General features: G+C 42.6%; 17 protein-coding genes. 15 read left to right on the top strand and 2 right to left on the bottom strand.

Going from position 1 to position 17,761, the window contains the following annotated elements; translation table 11 throughout:
- Positions 1-278: 278 nt before the first annotated feature.
- The 10 genes from purU to CJF29_RS15275 all read left to right on the top strand — a co-directional run bounded on the left by purU (position 279) and on the right by CJF29_RS15275 (position 10,447).
- Positions 279-1,136 (top strand): formyltetrahydrofolate deformylase, encoded by an 858-nt coding sequence (gene purU, locus CJF29_RS15320; RefSeq protein ID WP_004297049.1) that lies wholly within the window; start codon positions 279-281, stop codon positions 1,134-1,136.
- Entirely contained in the window at positions 1,136-1,726 is a 591-nt protein-coding gene (gene hisH / locus CJF29_RS15315; protein WP_004297048.1) for an imidazole glycerol phosphate synthase subunit HisH, read from the top strand. Before purU ends, hisH begins: the two co-directional genes overlap by 1 nt.
- A gap of 18 nt (positions 1,727-1,744) precedes the next feature.
- Complete coding sequence (gene hisA, locus CJF29_RS15310) at positions 1,745-2,464, top strand: 1-(5-phosphoribosyl)-5-[(5-phosphoribosylamino)methylideneamino]imidazole-4-carboxamide isomerase (protein WP_009000028.1); 720 nt, start codon at positions 1,745-1,747, stop codon at positions 2,462-2,464.
- Between the two features lie 103 nt (positions 2,465-2,567).
- Positions 2,568-3,323: an imidazole glycerol phosphate synthase subunit HisF gene (hisF, locus tag CJF29_RS15305; protein ID WP_004297046.1), complete on the top strand. Its 756-nt coding sequence runs from the start codon at positions 2,568-2,570 to the stop codon at positions 3,321-3,323.
- Positions 3,324-3,453: 130 nt separating this feature from the next.
- The gene (gene hisIE / locus CJF29_RS15300; RefSeq protein ID WP_074558975.1) at positions 3,454-4,065 is read left to right on the top strand and encodes a bifunctional phosphoribosyl-AMP cyclohydrolase/phosphoribosyl-ATP diphosphatase HisIE; all 612 of its coding nucleotides are present in this window, start codon (positions 3,454-3,456) and stop codon (positions 4,063-4,065) included.
- Positions 4,066-4,106: 41 nt separating this feature from the next.
- Positions 4,107-4,835 carry a cell division ATP-binding protein FtsE gene (locus CJF29_RS15295; RefSeq protein ID WP_074558976.1) on the top strand — a complete coding sequence of 243 codons (729 nt, stop codon included), beginning with the start codon at positions 4,107-4,109 and terminating at the stop codon, positions 4,833-4,835.
- 13 nt (positions 4,836-4,848) lie between these two features.
- Positions 4,849-6,168, top strand: a complete 1,320-nt coding sequence (locus CJF29_RS15290) for an aspartate kinase (protein ID WP_099146807.1) — start codon at positions 4,849-4,851, stop codon at positions 6,166-6,168.
- 78 nt (positions 6,169-6,246) lie between these two features.
- Positions 6,247-7,407 carry a diaminopimelate decarboxylase gene (gene lysA / locus CJF29_RS15285; protein WP_099146808.1) on the top strand — a complete coding sequence of 387 codons (1,161 nt, stop codon included), beginning with the start codon at positions 6,247-6,249 and terminating at the stop codon, positions 7,405-7,407.
- A gap of 141 nt (positions 7,408-7,548) precedes the next feature.
- Positions 7,549-8,028: a ferritin gene (locus tag CJF29_RS15280; RefSeq protein ID WP_099146809.1), complete on the top strand. Its 480-nt coding sequence runs from the start codon at positions 7,549-7,551 to the stop codon at positions 8,026-8,028.
- 154 nt (positions 8,029-8,182) lie between these two features.
- Complete coding sequence (locus CJF29_RS15275) at positions 8,183-10,447, top strand: sensor histidine kinase (RefSeq protein ID WP_099146810.1); 2,265 nt, start codon at positions 8,183-8,185, stop codon at positions 10,445-10,447.
- 31 nt (positions 10,448-10,478) lie between these two features.
- Here CJF29_RS15275 and CJF29_RS15270 read toward each other — a convergent pair whose 3' ends face one another.
- A complete protein-coding gene (locus CJF29_RS15270) occupies positions 10,479-10,886 on the bottom strand; it encodes a DUF2721 domain-containing protein (protein WP_004304023.1) in 408 nt (135 codons plus the stop codon).
- A 202-nt stretch (positions 10,887-11,088) separates the two neighbouring features.
- Positions 11,089-12,282, bottom strand: a complete 1,194-nt coding sequence (kbl, locus tag CJF29_RS15265; protein ID WP_008777173.1) for a glycine C-acetyltransferase — start codon at positions 12,280-12,282, stop codon at positions 11,089-11,091.
- 136 nt (positions 12,283-12,418) lie between these two features.
- Here kbl and CJF29_RS15260 point away from each other — a divergent pair, with 136 nt between their 5' ends.
- The 5 genes from CJF29_RS15260 to CJF29_RS15240 all read left to right on the top strand — a co-directional run bounded on the left by CJF29_RS15260 (position 12,419) and on the right by CJF29_RS15240 (position 17,687).
- On the top strand, positions 12,419-13,372 hold the full coding sequence (locus CJF29_RS15260; protein ID WP_004311497.1) for an NAD-dependent epimerase/dehydratase family protein: 954 nt from the start codon (positions 12,419-12,421) through the stop codon (positions 13,370-13,372).
- Positions 13,372-14,220: a DUF4348 domain-containing protein gene (locus CJF29_RS15255; protein ID WP_004297036.1), complete on the top strand. Its 849-nt coding sequence runs from the start codon at positions 13,372-13,374 to the stop codon at positions 14,218-14,220. The genes CJF29_RS15260 and CJF29_RS15255 overlap by 1 nt, the downstream gene beginning before the upstream one ends.
- Positions 14,221-14,267: 47 nt before the next feature.
- Entirely contained in the window at positions 14,268-15,260 is a 993-nt protein-coding gene (murB, locus tag CJF29_RS15250; protein WP_004297035.1) for a UDP-N-acetylmuramate dehydrogenase, read from the top strand.
- Positions 15,261-15,270: 10 nt separating this feature from the next.
- A complete protein-coding gene (locus CJF29_RS15245) occupies positions 15,271-16,029 on the top strand; it encodes an MBL fold metallo-hydrolase (protein WP_004311496.1) in 759 nt (252 codons plus the stop codon).
- Positions 16,030-16,112: 83 nt separating this feature from the next.
- Positions 16,113-17,687, top strand: a complete 1,575-nt coding sequence (locus CJF29_RS15240; RefSeq protein ID WP_099146811.1) for a DUF3352 domain-containing protein — start codon at positions 16,113-16,115, stop codon at positions 17,685-17,687.
- The last annotated feature ends 74 nt before the right edge of the window (positions 17,688-17,761 follow it).

Below are 17,761 nucleotides of genomic sequence, written 5' to 3'. Positions count from 1 at the left end.
TTTCTTCTCTTCGGATAGTGACGGTATCTGATCGTTATAGTGACGCTATCACGATGGAATACCGTCACTATCCGAAGGCAATGGCATCACTATCCTAAAGTTTGTCATTCTTTTCATTGAAAATAACTCTCGATATCTTTCTATCTGTAAGAAATCACCGTTTTTATATCAACTTTCTGCTTGAATAATTCGTAATTTTGCAATAAATCGTTATTTTTGCGGACTAAAATTAGAAAGGTAGAAAATAATCTGCCTAGAATCGTTAATTAGTAGAAAGAATGATGACAACAGCCAAACTGTTATTGCACTGTCCCGACAAACCGGGAATCCTAGCGGAAGTGACAGACTTTATTACGGTAAACAAAGGAAATATTATCTATCTGGATCAGTATGTAGATCATGTAGAGAACATCTTCTTCATGCGTATTGAATGGGAACTGAAAGATTTTCTGGTTCCACAGGAAAAAATTGAAGATTATTTCAGAACACTCTACGGGCAAAAATATGAAATGGATTTTCGTCTTTATTTCTCTGATGTAAAACCACGTATGGCCATTTTCGTATCCAAGCTGTCGCACTGTCTTTTCGATATGTTAGCCCGGTATACGGCAGGAGAGTGGAATGTAGAGATACCTCTTATTATAAGTAACCATCCGGATTTGCAGCACGTAGCAGAACGTTTCGGAATTCCTTTCTATCTGTTTCCTATCACCAAGGAGACGAAAGAAGAACAGGAACGCAAAGAGATGGAACTGCTTGCCAAACATAAGATTACATTTATTGTATTGGCACGCTATATGCAGGTGATCTCCGAACAGATGATTAATGCTTATCCGAATAAGATTATCAATATTCATCACTCTTTCCTTCCTGCGTTTGTAGGGGCGAAGCCTTATCACGCAGCTTTCCAGAGAGGAGTGAAAATTATTGGTGCAACTAGTCATTATGTAACGACAGAACTGGATGCCGGACCGATTATTGAACAGGATGTAGTGCGCATCACTCATAAAGATGCTATTGAAGACCTCGTAAATAAAGGAAAGGATTTGGAAAAAATCGTTCTTTCGCGTGCAGTGCAGAAGCACATCGAGCGCAAAGTTTTGGCTTATAAAAATAAAACAGTAATATTTAGCTGATGAAAGTAGCAGTTGTAAAATACAATGCCGGCAATATTCGTTCTGTGGATTATGCTTTAAAACGGTTGGGGGTAGAAGCGGTGATTACTGCTGATAAAGAAGAACTTCAATCGGCTGATAAAGTTATTTTCCCCGGAGTGGGAGAGGCGGAAACTACCATGAACCACTTGAAAGCAACGGGACTGGACGAACTGATAAAGAATCTCCGTCAGCCTGTATTTGGAATTTGTCTCGGCATGCAGTTGATGTGCCGGCATTCCGAAGAAGGAGAAGTCGATTGTTTGAATATCTTTGATGTGGATGTGAAACGTTTTGTCCCGCAGAAACATGAAGATAAAGTGCCGCACATGGGATGGAACACCATTGGAAAAACGAATAGCAAATTGTTTGAAGGGTTCACCGAAGAAGAGTTTGTCTATTTTGTGCATAGCTTCTATGTGCCGACCTGCGACTTTACTGCTGCTACAACTGACTATATTCACCCGTTCAGTGCTGCGCTGCATAAAGATAACTTTTATGCTACCCAGTTCCATCCGGAGAAAAGTGGTAAGACAGGAGAGAAGATTCTGACAAACTTTTTAAACCTCTAAGATACAAATAGTAAATAGATGATAGAAATTATTCCAGCCATTGATATTATTGACGGAAAGTGCGTACGCCTTTCCCAGGGAGATTACGATAGTAAAAAGGTGTATAATGAGAACCCGGTGGAAGTTGCTAAGGAGTTTGAGGCGAACGGTGTTCGCAGGCTTCATGTGGTAGACTTGGACGGTGCTGCTTCTCATCATGTCGTTAACTATCGGGTGTTGGAACAGATTGCTGCACGCACTTCTCTCGTCATAGATTTTGGTGGGGGAGTAAAGAGTGATGAAGATTTGAAAATTGCTTTTGAGAGCGGTGCGCAGATGGTAACCGGAGGAAGCATTGCAGTGAAAGATCCGGAATTATTCTGTCATTGGCTGGAAATATACGGCAGTGAGAAGATTATTTTGGGGGCAGATGTAAAAGAACATAAGATAGCCGTCAATGGTTGGAAAGATGAAAGTGCCTGTGAACTTTTTCCATTTCTCGAAAATTATATAGATAAAGGTATACGAAAAGTAATCTGTACGGATATTAGCTGTGACGGAATGTTGAGTGGTCCTTCTATCGATTTGTATAAAGAGATGCTGGCAAAATTCCCTGACCTTTATCTGATGGCTAGTGGCGGGGTGAGCAAGATGGATGATATTGTAGCCTTGGATGAGGCCGGTGTTCCCGGAGTTATTTTCGGTAAGGCATTATACGAAGGACATATCACCTTACAAGATTTGAGAATCTTTCTGTAATGAGCGTATCGGAATAAATAAGATACCTTTATAATAAGGGAGATAAGAATCAAGCTTCAGGAATATAGATTATAAATTGTTGAACAATAAATAAAATAGGATTGTGTTAGCAAAAAGAATAGTACCTTGTCTGGATATAAAAGACGGACAAACCGTGAAAGGAACGAATTTTGTCAACTTGCGTCAAGCCGGTGATCCGGTGGAGCTAGGTCGTGCTTACAGTGAACAGGGGGCGGATGAACTTGTTTTCCTGGACATTACTGCAAGCCATGAAGGACGTAAGACTTTTACGGAATTGGTAAAACGGATTGCTGCTAATATTAATATCCCATTTACCGTAGGTGGTGGAATCAATGAATTAAGTGATGTAGACCGTCTGCTGAATGCAGGGGCAGATAAGATTTCTATCAATTCTTCCGCTATCCGCAATCCCCGGTTGGTTGACGAGATAGCAAAGAATTTCGGCTCACAAGTTTGTGTGTTGGCTGTAGATGCCAAACAGACCGAAAACGGTTGGAAATGTTACCTGAACGGAGGACGCATCGAAACGGATAAAGATCTGTTCGAGTGGACTAAAGAAGCACAGGAACGCGGAGCAGGAGAAATACTCTTCACAAGCATGAATCACGATGGTGTAAAAGCCGGTTATGCAAATGAAGCACTTGCCGCTTTAGCGGATCAACTCTCCATTCCCATCATAGCTTCAGGAGGTGCGGGCTGTAAGGAGCACTTCCGTGATGTCTTTTTACAGGGAAAGGCAGATGCTGCATTGGCTGCCAGTGTTTTTCACTTCGGAGAAATTAAAATTCCCGAATTAAAATCGTATCTTTGCGGCGAAGGAATTACCATCAGGGGGTGAGGCACCCCGGCCGGGTTTTCCTGCGGATGGATTATATAGTCAGATAAATATAGGAACTGTCTGCAAAAGAATTCCGTAGGCGAATAGGTAGTAATTGTAAATTGGAATAGTAATTAGAACTTATATAAAAATGGAATTGGATTTCGATAAAATGAACGGACTCGTTCCGGCTATCATACAGGACAACGAGACACGTAAGGTCTTGATGCTGGGTTTCATGAATAAAGAAGCTTATGATAAAACGGTAGAAACCGGAAAAGTTACATTCTTTAGCCGTACGAAGAATCGTTTATGGACAAAAGGTGAAGAAAGCGGTAACTTCCTTCATGTTGTATCTATAAAGGTTGATTGCGACAATGATACATTATTGATTCAAGTAGAACCGGTAGGTCCTGTGTGTCATACAGGCACAGATACTTGTTGGGGGGAGAAAAACGAAGAACCGGTCATGTTCCTGAAAGCATTGCAGGACTTTATAGACAAACGTCACGAAGAAATGCCCGAAGGTTCTTATACAACCAGCCTGTTTGAGTCGGGAATCAATAAGATAGCTCAAAAAGTAGGTGAGGAAGCTGTGGAAACAGTGATCGAAGCAACGAACGGTACTGACGAACGTTTGATCTACGAAGGAGCCGACCTCATTTATCACATGATTGTATTGCTTGCTTCAAAAGGCTATCGCATCGAAGATCTTGCACGTGAACTGCAGGAAAGACATAGCAGTACCTGGAAGAAGCATTAATAAGTAAAGATTAGAAATTAAAAATTAAAACGGGAGTCGGCATGGATGACGGGGCGTTGATACAATATAAGAACGTAGAAATCCATCAACAGGAACTCTGTGTGCTAAGTGATGTAAATCTGGAATTGCACAAAGGAGAGTTTGTCTATTTGATCGGAAAAGTAGGCTCGGGAAAAACGAGTCTGCTCAAGACTCTTTATGGCGAACTGGATGTAATTGACGGTGAAGCGGAAGTGCTGGGCTATAATATGCGATCTATCAAACGTAAGCATATCCCGCAATTGCGCCGCAAGTTAGGCATTGTATTCCAGGATTTTCAGCTGCTCACAGACCGTACTGTATATAATAACCTGGAATTTGTGCTTCGTGCCACAGGCTGGAAAAACAAACAGGAGATACAGGAGCGTATTGAAGAAGTGCTTCAACTGGTGGGAATGTCCAACAAAGGTTATAAACTTCCGAACGAACTTTCCGGTGGCGAACAGCAGCGCATTGTGATTGCACGTGCCGTACTCAATTCTCCGGTTATCATCCTGGCGGATGAACCAACCGGAAATCTGGATGTGGAAACAGGTAAAGCCATCGTTGAATTGTTGCACAATATCTGCGAATCCGGCTCATCGGTAGTGATGACGACGCACAATTTGCAACTGTTGAAAGATTATCCGGGCAGGGTATATCGTTGTGCGGACCATCAGATTGTGGATGTGACTGATGAATATATGCCCAGACAGAGAACAATAGAAATAGATTTAAATATAGATAACTAAAACAGTAACGAAAATGAAAGTTTTAAAGTTTGGAGGAACTTCCGTAGGTTCTGCTCAGCGCATGAAGGAAGTAGCCAAATTGATTACCGATGGTGAACAGAAGATTGTTGTTCTTTCTGCTATGTCAGGAACAACAAACACATTGGTGGAAATTTCGGACTATCTGTATAAGAAGAATCCGGAGGGTGCCAACGAGATTATTAATAAGCTGGAAGCAAAATATAAACAGCATATTGATGAGCTTTTTGCAACCCAGGAATATAAACAGAAAGGTCTTGAAGTTGTCAAATCCCACTTCGACTACATCCGCTCCTATACTAAAGACCTTTTCACTTTGTTCGAAGAGAAAGTGGTTTTGGCACAGGGAGAGCTTATCTCTACGGCGATGGTAAACTTTTACCTGCAGGAATGCGGTGTGAAGTCCGTGTTGCTTCCGGCTTTGGAATTCATGCGTACTGATAAGAATGCAGAACCGGACCCCGTATATATTAAGGATAAGTTACGTGCTCAACTCGATCTTTATCCGGATACGGAGATCTACATTACGCAAGGTTTCATCTGCCGCAATGCTTACGGGGAGATAGACAACCTGCAACGTGGTGGTAGCGACTACACCGCTTCTCTGATCGGTGCAGCAGTGAACGCTTCCGAAATCCAGATCTGGACAGATATCGATGGTATGCACAATAACGACCCGCGTATTGTTGACAAGACCGCTCCGGTGCGTCAGCTTCATTTTGAGGAAGCAGCCGAGTTGGCTTACTTCGGTGCAAAAATTCTGCACCCTACTTGTATCCAGCCGGCTAAATATGCCAATATCCCTGTCCGTCTGTTGAACACAATGGATCCGGAAGCTCCGGGTACACTAATCTCCAACGATACGGAAAAAGGTAAGATCAAGGCAGTAGCTGCAAAAGATAACATTACTGCTATCAAGATCAAATCCAGCCGCATGTTATTGGCTCACGGTTTCTTGCGTAAGGTGTTCGAAATCTTCGAAAGTTATCAGACATCCATCGATATGATCTGTACGTCAGAGGTCGGTGTATCTGTTACGATAGATAACACGAAACATCTTAATGAGATTCTGGATGACCTGAAGAAATACGGAACAGTAACCGTTGATAAAGGAATGTGTATCATCTGTGTTGTAGGTGACCTTGAATGGGAAAATGTCGGTTTTGAAGCAAAAGCACTCGATGCGATGCGCGATATACCGGTGCGAATGATTTCGTTTGGGGGAAGTAACTACAATATCTCCTTCCTCATTCGGGAGTGCGATAAGAAAGTAGCTTTACAATCGTTGAGCGATATGCTTTTCAACGGCAAGTAATTCCATAAATAACACGAGCGCTTTTACCGAACTGATAAAAGCGCTCTTTTTTAACCAACTAAACAAGTTTTTCGAATTATGAAGGGAATATTTCCAATCGATAAGTTCCGCACTTTGCAGACACCTTTCTATTATTACGATACCAAAGTGCTGCGTGATACATTGTCGGCTATTAACCATGAGGTTGCCAAATATCCTAATTATTCAGTGCATTACGCTGTCAAAGCAAATGCCAACCCAAAAGTACTTACTATCATCCGTGAGAGCGGAATGGGAGTCGATTGTGTGAGCGGTGGAGAAATCCGCGCCGCTATCCGTGCAGGATTCCCGGCCAATAAAGTCGTTTTTGCAGGAGTAGGTAAAGCGGACTGGGAAATCAACCTCGGGCTGGAGTACGGAATCTTCTGTTTCAATGTAGAGTCTATTCCCGAACTGGAAGTAATCAATGAATTGGCTGCTGCTCAAAATAAGGTGGCTAATGTTGCTTTCCGTATCAATCCGGATGTAGGCGCACATACTCACGCAAATATCACTACCGGTTTGGCAGAAAACAAATTCGGTATCAGTATGCAGGATATGGACAAGGTGATAGATGTGGCACAGGAGATGAAAAACGTAAAGTTTATCGGCCTTCACTTCCACATTGGTTCGCAGATTCTGGATATGGGCGATTTTGTAGCTCTCTGTAATCGTGTTAATGAATTACAGGATAAATTGGAAGCTCGCAGAATTCTGGTAGAACATATTAACGTAGGAGGTGGTTTGGGTATTGACTATGGACATCCCAACCGTCAGGCTATCCCGAACTTCAAAGACTATTTTGCTACCTATGCCGGGCAACTGAAATTGCGTCCTTATCAGACGTTACATTTTGAATTGGGGCGTGCTGTTGTAGGACAGTGCGGTTCCTTAATTTCTAAAGTTCTGTATGTAAAACAAGGTGCTCGGAAGAAATTTGCCATCTTGGATGCTGGCATGACCGATCTTATCCGTCCGGCTCTGTATCAGGCATTCCATAAAATGGAAAATATTACTTCCGAAGAACCATTGGAAGCATACGACGTGGTAGGACCGATCTGTGAATCGTCGGATGTTTTCGGAAAAGCGATTGACCTGAACAAAGTGAAGCGTGGTGACTTGATAGCCCTTCGCTCTGCCGGTGCTTATGGTGAAATAATGGCTTCCGGATATAACTGCCGTGAACTGCCGAAAGGATATACCTCTGACGAACTGGTGTAAGTAAAAAGTGAACCGCTACAATTAAAGTGTGAATGTAGTTTAAAAATGTAGGGTGCGTGGAACAATTTTAACTGAAAGCTTGTTATTTTTGTAATGAGTTCAAAAAGAAACTACATTAACAACTTAATAAAAAATACGATTATGATTTCAGAAAAATTACAGAATGCAATTAACGAACAGATTACTGCTGAAATATGGTCTGCTAACCTGTATTTAGCAATGTCTTTCTATTTCGAGAGAGAAGGTTTCAGTGGATTTGCTCATTGGATGAAAAAGCAATCTCAAGAAGAAATGGGACATGCTTATGCCATGGCAGATTATATTATCAAGCGTGGAGGAGCTGCTAAAGTTGATAAAATAGATGTTGTTCCTAACGGATGGGGTACTCCTTTGGAAGTATTCGAACACGTTTACAAACATGAATGTCATGTTTCTCAATTGGTAGACAAGCTGGTAGACGTAGCTGCTGCTGAAAAGGATAAAGCGACACAGGATTTCTTGTGGGGATTTGTTCGTGAACAAGTAGAAGAAGAAGCTACAGCACAAGGCATTGTTGACAAGATCAAGAAAGCCGGTGATACCGGAATTTTCTTTGTAGACTCACAATTGGGACAGCGTTAATGATGCTACTCTGAAAATAGTTCTTTAATATATTATAGAAGCTGCCTGAATTCCAGTTCGGGCAGCTTCTTTTTTTTCACTTATTTGGCTTATGTTCGAAAATAAACTACCTTTGTATTACGAGTCAGAGAGAAATTAATCCCGGTTATTATAAATGAATGGTTTGAACAGAGGAATTATAAGATTGCTCCTTTTATCTTTATTGCTCCTTTTAGGGGTGAGTAGTTGTTCTCAAAAAGAGGAACGACGTATTTTAGTTGTCCACTCTTATGAGGAAACTTATGCAGCTTATCCGGAATTTAACCGGATGATAGCGGAGCAATTTGAAAAAGAGAAAATTGATGCTGATATTCGTACCGTTTATTTAGACTGTGAATCTTATTGGGAGGAACCGGAACTGGAACGGATGCGCTTTCTGGTTGATTCCGTTTCGAGAGACTGGCGGCCGGAAGTGATTCTGGTGAATGAAGACCAGGCCACTTATTCATTGATGAAATGTGGAATTCAGTTGGCGAAAGAAGTGCCTGTGGTTTTTGGTGGTGTCAATTATCCGAATTGGGGATTGTTGAAACATCATCCCAACGTGACAGGTTTTCATGACAAGATAGCCTTTAATGAGAATATCAGTGTGGCAAAAGAGCTCTTCGGTGAGCACGTCCGTTTGTTTACCATGCTCGACACTACCTATATCGACAAACAAATCAGAAGAGATGCAAAGGAGCAGTTTAAAGGATATAAAGTGACCGGATTCATAGATAATCCTGAACTTTCTCCGGAAGAACAGATACGTTTGGTGCAGGAAGAAGGTTATACCCGCTTCATGGCTATTCCTTTGCGTAATGCCAGAAATCATTCGGATGCCACTTTTATGTGGGTTTTAAACAGGAGCTACCGCGACCAATGTTATATTCAGTTGAAACGTGATTACACCACTATTAATATTGGAAGCATCTGCGGTAGTCCCAGTCTGACAGCCATTAATGAAGCCTTTGGGTTTGGTGAGAAGTTGTTGGGTGGATACATCACTTCGCTACCTATTCAGGTAGAAGAAGAAGTGAAAACTGCCGTTCGCATATTACATGGTACAAGCCCCTCGGATATACCCATTGTTGAAAGTCGGAAAGAGTATGTCGTAGACTGGAATACAATGAAACAAATTGGATTGGGCAAGGAAAGTATTCCTGCAAAATATAGCATTATTAATATTCCGTTCAGAGACAAGTATCCATTTCTTTGGGGAACTTTAGTCGCTTCACTAATTCTTTTCCTGACATTTCTTTTTGCTTCGCTTTGGTGGTTATACCTTCGGGAACAGACGAGAAAAAAACAGGCGCTTATAGCATTGGCTGATGAAAAAGAAACATTGTCATTAGCTATTGAGGGTGGAATGACGTATGCTTGGAGATTGGATAACGGTTGTTTTGTTTTTGAAGATGCATTCTGGTCGTCGCAAGGGCTGAATCCTAGACAACTTTCGTTTAAGGAATTCATGAGCTTTATTCATCCCGATCATTGGGAAGGAGTAAAGTTCAACTGGCAAAATCTGAAAACAGCCCAAGAGAAAGTAGTATGGGAGCTTTGTAACTTCGACGGTAAAGGATATCAGTGGTGGGAGTTCCGTTATACTACTAAACAGCTACCGGGTGGCGAATATAAAACAGCAGGTTTGCTGCTCAACATACAAGATATAAAGGATCGTGAAGAGGAACTGGAAGCTGCGCGCTTGCTCGCTGAAAAGGCAGAATTGAAACAATCCTTCCTGGCAAATATGAGCCATGAGATACGTACTCCGCTTAATTCGATTGTTGGTTTTGCCAATATTCTGGCATTGGAAGATGGGTTGAGTTCCGTAGAACGCGAAGAATACATCGGTACCATTAACAAGAACAGCGAGTTGCTGCTCAAACTGATTAACGATATTCTGGAGCTTTCCCGTATCGAATCAGGCTATATGTCTTTCTCATTCAAGAAATGTAGGGTGAGAGAGCTGATTGATGACATTTATATGACTCACCAGGTATTGATTGCTCCACGTCTGGAATTCCTGAAAGAAGTGGATAATATACCTTTGGAGATTAATGTGGATAGAGAGCGTTTGATACAAGTTCTAACAAACTTCTTGAATAACGCCAGTAAGTTTACGGAAACCGGGTATATCAAATTAGGGTATATTTATCTGCCGGATGAAGGTAACGTGCGGATTTATGTAGAAGATACCGGAAAGGGTATTCCACGCGAAGAACAACGGATGATTTTCAGCCGTTTCTACAAACAGAACGAATTTTCACAGGGAGCAGGATTGGGGCTTTCTATTTGTCAGGTAATTATAGAAAAACTGGGTGGAAGGATTGAACTCAAATCCGAAGTAGGCAAGGGAAGTCGCTTTACGGTCATCCTTCCTTGCCGGGTAGTGTCTTGATAAAACTTAATAGGAGGGATTGTCAACCGTGTTATTTTTTGTTTTTCCCTTTCTCCATCGTTCCCAAGTAAATCTCCAGTGAACGGGTGGAAATCTGTATTTCGCGGAAAGATACGCCTAGAGAGGCTATCAACAGAATCAGTGCCAGTCCGAATACGTAAGCAGAAAATAATTGCAGTCCGATATAAATAAGAAACATACTGACTACGCAAAGAAAAAGACTTGCAATACCCAGTCCTTGCATTGTACGGGTCAGGTTCAACCGTTTCCGTAAATTCTCGATTTGAGCTTCAGTGATATCCGAAGGGTTCTCCACGTAGCGGTCACGCAGTTGGCGCACAAGTTGGGCATACGATAAGAAACGGTTGGTGTAAGCCAACAAAATCAATGAAACTGCCGAGAAAAGTAGGGCAGGAGTAGTGAGGGTCAGTTCTTCCATAATCTATTTTTTGTAGTCAAGTAGCGGTTCAAAATTCATTTTATAAAAGAGAATTTAGGTGCAGATTACATAGATTTCACGTATTATACGTTTTTTAGAATGAAGCTTGTTATAAAGCAACTGTGTAAGATACGTGAAATCTGTGTGATCCGTGTAATCCGCGCCTAAAATATAGATTCCGCAAGGAAACCTTGCTTCGGAGTTATTCCGCTTTCAATACGTTGAGTTCTTTACCTACCTTGATAAAGGCAGCGATACACTTGTCAAGATGTGCTTTTTCGTGTCCTGCAGAAATCTGTACACGGATGCGGGCCTGATCTTTCGGCACTACCGGATAGTAGAAACCTGTCACATAGATTCCTTCTTCCTGCATGCGTGCAGCGTAAATCTGGGATAACTTCGCATCATACAGCATAACAGCACAGATAGCACTTTGTGTCGGTTTAATATCAAATCCGGCAGCCGTCATCTTATCGCGGAAGTAGTTTACATTTTCAACCAACTTGTCATGCAGTGCATTGCTCTCTTTCAGCATCTTGAAAACTTCAAGACTTGCACCGATGATACCCGGAGCCAATGAGTTGGAGAACAAATACGGGCGACTACGTTGACGGAGCAAATCGATAATCTCTTTACGACCGGTGGTAAATCCTCCCAGTGCACCGCCGAAAGCCTTACCCAACGTTCCGGTATAAATATCTACACGTCCGTGAGTCTTATACAACTCGCTTACGCCATGACCAGTGGTACCTACCACACCGGCAGAGTGGGATTCATCCACCATTACCAACGCATCGTATTTCTCGGCAAGATCACAAATCTGATCCATCGGAGCTACGTTGCCATCCATTGAGAACACACCGTCCGTAACAACAATACGGAAACGTTGTGCCTGCGCTTCTTGCAGACATCTTTCCAAGTCTTTCATGTCAGCATTGGCATAACGGTAACGTTTTGCTTTGCAAAGACGTACCCCGTCAATGATAGAAGCATGGTTTAGCGAGTCCGAGATAATGGCATCCTCTTCAGAGAAAAGTGGTTCGAATACACCGCCGTTAGCGTCAAAGCAGGCAGCATACAGAATCGTGTCTTCAGTCTGGAAATAGTCCGAGATGGCAGCTTCCAGTTCTTTGTGTATATCTTGTGTTCCACAAATGAAACGGACGGAAGACATTCCGTATCCACGGTTGTTCATCATTTCCTGCGAAGCCTTGATTAATCGGGGATGATTGGACAATCCTAGATAGTTGTTTGCGCAGAAGTTTAATACTTCCTTACCTTTTACAGTGATGGCAGCTTGCTGCGCACTTTCAATCAGTCGTTCTTCTTTATAAAGTCCGGCTTCCTTGATTTCAGCCAATGTTTGGCGGAGATATTCTTGCATTTTACCGTACATAGTGTTTGGGTGATTAAGTTATATTGCAAAGGACACAATTTTTCTTGGAATAACAATGTCTTTTTGATTAAAATCTGAAAAAAAAGTGCTTACTTTGCGCACTATTTAAGCTTGATATTCTAAGTCAGAAGAAAAAATGGAACACATTTTGATTATTGGAGCTACCGGACAGATAGGGTCGGAGCTAACGATGGAGCTACGTAAACGTTACGGAAATGCAAATGTAGTAGCTGGTTATATTCCGGGTGCAGAACCTAAAGGGGAATTAAAGGAGTCGGGACCGTCGGCTATTGCTGATGTAACGGACGGCGAGGCGATTGCATCTGTAGTAAAAGAGTATCATATCGATACGATTTATAACTTGGCTGCTCTGTTGTCTGTAGTTGCCGAGTCGAAACCCAAGCTGGCTTGGAAAATAGGCATCGATGGATTGTGGAATGTGCTGGAAGTGGCACGTGAACAAGGGTGCGCGGTGTTTACTCCGAGTTCTATCGGTTCGTTTGGCGCTAGTACGCCTCACACGAAAACACCGCAGGACACCATTCAACGTCCCCGTACCATGTATGGAGTCACTAAAGTAACGACAGAGTTGTTGAGTGATTACTATTTTAATAAATACGGTGTCGATACCCGTGCTGTCCGTTTTCCGGGCATTATTTCGAATGTGACCCCTCCGGGAGGAGGTACGACCGATTATGCTGTCGATATTTACTACTCGGCAGTGAAAGGAGAAAAGTTTGTGTGCCCCATTAAGCAAGGCACTTTAATGGATATGATGTACATGCCGGATGCGCTGAATGCAGCAATCACACTGATGGAAGCCGATCCGGCAAGATTGATACATCGCAATGCTTTCAATATCGCTTCCATGAGTTTCGATCCGGAAACGATATATCAAGCTATCAAGAAGCATGTGCCGCAGTTTGAGATGATTTATGATATAGATCCTTTGAAGCAGCGCATAGCCGATAGCTGGCCCGATAGTCTGGATGATACTTGTGCTCGTGAAGAGTGGGGATGGAAGCCGGCCTACAATTTGGAAAGCATGACGGTGGATATGCTTGAAAAGTTAAGAGAGAAACTGAAATAATGAAAAAACTAATTGCAGGGGTCATACTGCTCGGTATATTGAGCTCTTGTGGAAACAAGAAAACAAATATTGACCCCTTCGCATCTATTACTAAAGAGGTGGATTCAGTCCGGCAGATAGCCGATTCTAGCCACCATGATAAATCGCCGGAAGATCCGCAGCCTATACAGGCGGATGAATCTTTCGATGATTTTATTTACAATTTTGCTTCCGATGATGTGTTACAGCGTCAGCGTGTGAAATTTCCATTGCCCTACTACAATGGAGATAAGAAGTCAAACATCGAGGAACGCAACTGGAAGCATGACGACTTGTTTACCAAGCAGCATTATTATACACTGCTGTTTGATAGAGAAGAAGACATGGATCTAGTAGGAGATACCTCCCTCACTTCTGTGCAGGTAGAGTGGATGTTCGTGAAAACACGAATGGTGAAAAGATACTATTTTGAACGTATCAAAGGTGCATGGATACTGGAGGCAATCAACCTGCGGCCCATTGAACAAAGTGATAATGAAAACTTTGTTGAGTTTTTCGGACATTTTGCAACGGATAGTCTTTTTCAGAGTCAGCGTGTGCGGGAGCCGTTGGCTTTTGTAACCAGTGATCCGGACGATGATTTCTCCATTTTGGAGACAACCCTCGATCTTAATCAGTGGTTCGCCTTCAAACCGGTACTTCCTGTCGACCGCCTTTCTAATATTAATTACGGACAGCGGAATGACGATGATTCGCCCACGAAAATCCTGGCGTTGAAAGGTATCGGAAATGGTTTTTCCAATATCCTTTATTTCCGCCGGAAAGCCGGAGAATGGGAATTGTATAAGTTTGAAGATACAAGTATCTGATACAGGTTAAGATGCACTATAACAGTATAACTTATAACTAAAAATATATGTATTCTCTTTTGCCCTACAATACATTCGGCATCGATGTCAGTGCCGCTCGTTTTTTAGAATATTCTTCGGTTGAAGAACTGAAGAAGCTGATTGTGCAAGGTGCCATTGTGACACCTTTTTTGCATATTGGTGGCGGCAGTAACCTGCTGTTTACCAAAGATTACGACGGGTTGATACTCCATTCCCGCATTGAAGGAATCGAAGTGACGGAGGAAGATGAACACTCTGTGTCGGTACGAGTGGGAGCGGGAGTAGTATGGGATGACTTCGTTGCATATTGCGTAGAACATGGATGGTATGGAACGGAGAACCTGTCGCTCATCCCCGGTGAGGTCGGAGCGAGCGCGGTACAGAACATCGGAGCTTATGGCGTTGAAGTGAAAGATCTGATAACAGCTGTGGAAACGGTGAACATTCAAGCTGAAGAACGCGTTTATTCGGTGGAAGAGTGTGGATATACCTACCGCAACAGTATCTTTAAACGCCCGGAAAACAAGTCGGCTTTTGTCACCTATGTCCGTTTCCGACTTAGTAAAAAAGAACATTATACGTTAGATTATGGAACCATTCGTCAGGAGCTTGAAAAATATCCGGCATTGACGCTTTCTGTTGTACGGAAAGTGATAATTGATATTCGTGAGAGCAAGTTGCCCGACCCGAAGGTAATGGGAAATGCCGGCAGCTTCTTTATGAATCCCATTGTGCCGAAAGAAAAACTGGAAGCCCTGCAGCAGGAATATCCCCGGATACCTTACTATGAGCTGGCAGAAGATCGGGTGAAAATTCCGGCAGGATGGATGATCGACCAATGCGGCTGGAAAGGTAAGGCCTTAGGTCCGGCTGCCGTACATGATAAACAAGCGCTGGTGTTAGTGAATCTTGGTGGAGCAAAAGGTAGCGATATTCTTGCGCTTTCAGATGCAGTCCGAGCCTCTGTTCATGAGAAGTTCGGCATTGATATCCACCCGGAAGTTAACTTAATAAATTGAGAAGTAACAAGTGAAAGTAAGAATCATTGGAAGTGGAACATCGACGGGAGTACCCCAAATCGGCTGTACATGTCCGGTTTGTACTTCTACCGATCCGAAAGATAACCGATTGCGTGCATCTGCTATTGTTGAGACAGATGATGCGCGAATTTTGATAGATTGCGGTCCGGATTTCCGGACACAGGTATTGCGTCTTCCTTTTGAGAAGATAGATGGTGTGCTCATTACGCATGAACATTATGACCATGTGGGTGGGTTGGACGATTTGCGTCCGTTTTGCCGGTTTGGTTCAGTGCCTATTTATGCGGAAAATTATGTGGCACAAGGCTTGCGCTTGCGTATGCCCTATTGTTTTGTTGACCATCGTTATCCGGGAGTTCCCGACATTCCTTTGCAGGAAATCTCGGTGGGACAGGCTTTTTCAGTTAACCACACGGAGGTGCTTCCTTTACGTGTGATGCATGGCCGATTGCCTATTCTGGGATATCGTATCGGGCAATTAGGTTATATCACTGATATGCTGACCATGCCCGAAGAATCCTATGAACAATTGGCGGGAATAGATGTTTTGGTAGTGAATGCACTTCGGATTGCCACGCATCCTACTCATCAGAATTTGGAAGAAGCATTGGCAGTGGCGCAGCGCATTCAGGCAAAGAAGACGTACTTTATACACATGAGTCATGATATGGGCTTGCATGCGGAGGTTGAAAAGAGCCTTCCGGAAAATATTCACCTGGCATTCGACGGATTGGATATCTATCTTTGATTATCGGTGAAATTTTTAGCAAAAGTTTTGTTTTCTTTGTAGAAATTATTATTTTTGCACCTAGCCGATAAACAGCGAATATTATGAAACTTCGTACGATAGTGAAAATAGCGATCACGTCTTCTGTTGTACTTTTGTGCTCAGGTTTCGCATTGTACTCTTTTTTTAGACTGTCGGCGGCCGAAGGGCAGAAAGATTTTGATCTTTATGAACTGGTTCCATCCACCACTTCAGCCGTATTTGTTACCGATGATGTGCTCGAGTTTGTAGCGGAGGTCGATGATCTGACTTGTAGTAAAAATCAGCAATATCTTTATGTATCCAAACTTTTTTCTTATCTGAAACAAAGCCTTTATGCCCTCTCGGAAGATACTCCCCATGGCTTGAGTCGGCAAATGAATCAGATGCTGATTAGTTTCCACGAACCGGATAACGAACGGAACCAGGTACTTTATTGCAGATTGGGAAATGGGGATAAGGAATTGGTGAACAGGTTTGTGCGTAAATATATATCTTCGCTTTATCCACCGAAAACGTTTGTTTACAAAGGAGAGGAAATAATCATTTACCCGATGGCAGATGGTGATTTTCTAGCCTGCTATCTGACGTCTGATTTTATGGCGTTAAGTTTTCAGAAAAAACTGATTGAAAACGTTATTGATGCATATAAGAGTGACAAATCATTGGCGGATGATCCGACCTTTACAGGAGTGCGTGCTCCGAAAAAAAGTGTAGCGGCCGCCACAATCTATACCCGTATGAAAGGGATGATGGGATGGACGGAATTTGACATGAAGATGAAAGATGATTTTATCTATTTCTCCGGCATTACTCATGATGCAGATACTTGCTTTGCATTTATAAAACAACTTCGCCAGCAGCAATCAGTCAAAGGCTTCCCGGGTGAAGCACTGCCCTCCACTGCTTTCTATTTTAGCAGACAGGGGATTACGGACTGGGCGTCTTTACTTTCTTATGGAAATGCGCAGGAGCAGAACGGGGCAGTCCGCACGAGTGAAGTGCAGAATAGAGATAAGGAATTTTCCCGCTATCTGATGGAAAATGCCGGGCAAGACCTGGTTGCCTGTCTCTTCCAGCGTGAAGATACGTTGCAGGATGCAGCGGCAGTCTTGAGCCTGTCTGTGGCAGATGTGACGGAAGCTGAAAGGATGCTTCGTGCCTTTGTCAATACTGCTCCGGCAGATGAAGGAAGAAAAACTCCCCGTATTACTTTTTGTTATACTGTAAATAAGGCATACTTGGTCTATCGGTTGCCTCAAACAACATTGTTTAAACAACTGACCAGTTTTGTTGAACCGACTTTGGATGTGTATGCAGCATTTTATGGCGGACGTTTGTTACTCGCTCCGGATGAGGATAGCCTGTCGCATTATATTCGCCAACTGGATAAAGGGGAAGTGCTTAATGGGGCAATGGCTTATCAGACGGGTATGGATCACCTGTCTGATTCATATCATTTTATGCTGATGGCGGATTTCGATCACGTGTTCCGGCAATCGGAAAATCACGTCCGTTTCGTACCGGATTTCTTCCTGCGCAATGCAGACTTTTTCCGTAATTTTACACTCTTTGTCCAGTTTGCCTGTACCGATGGAGTAGTATATCCCAATATTGTTTTGAAATATAAATCAGAATAAAAATCGTGGTTTATATACAATCATTCTATAAAAAAAACTCCCGACAGAATTAAATTCTATCGGGAGTTTTTTTA

Origin of the sequence: Bacteroides celer (assembly GCF_002632415.2) — a bacterium.
Taxonomy (GTDB): Bacteria; Bacteroidota; Bacteroidia; order Bacteroidales; family Bacteroidaceae; genus Bacteroides.
The sequence above is the reverse complement of the archived record's forward strand: the minus strand, read 5'-3'. Positions and strand labels throughout refer to the sequence as shown.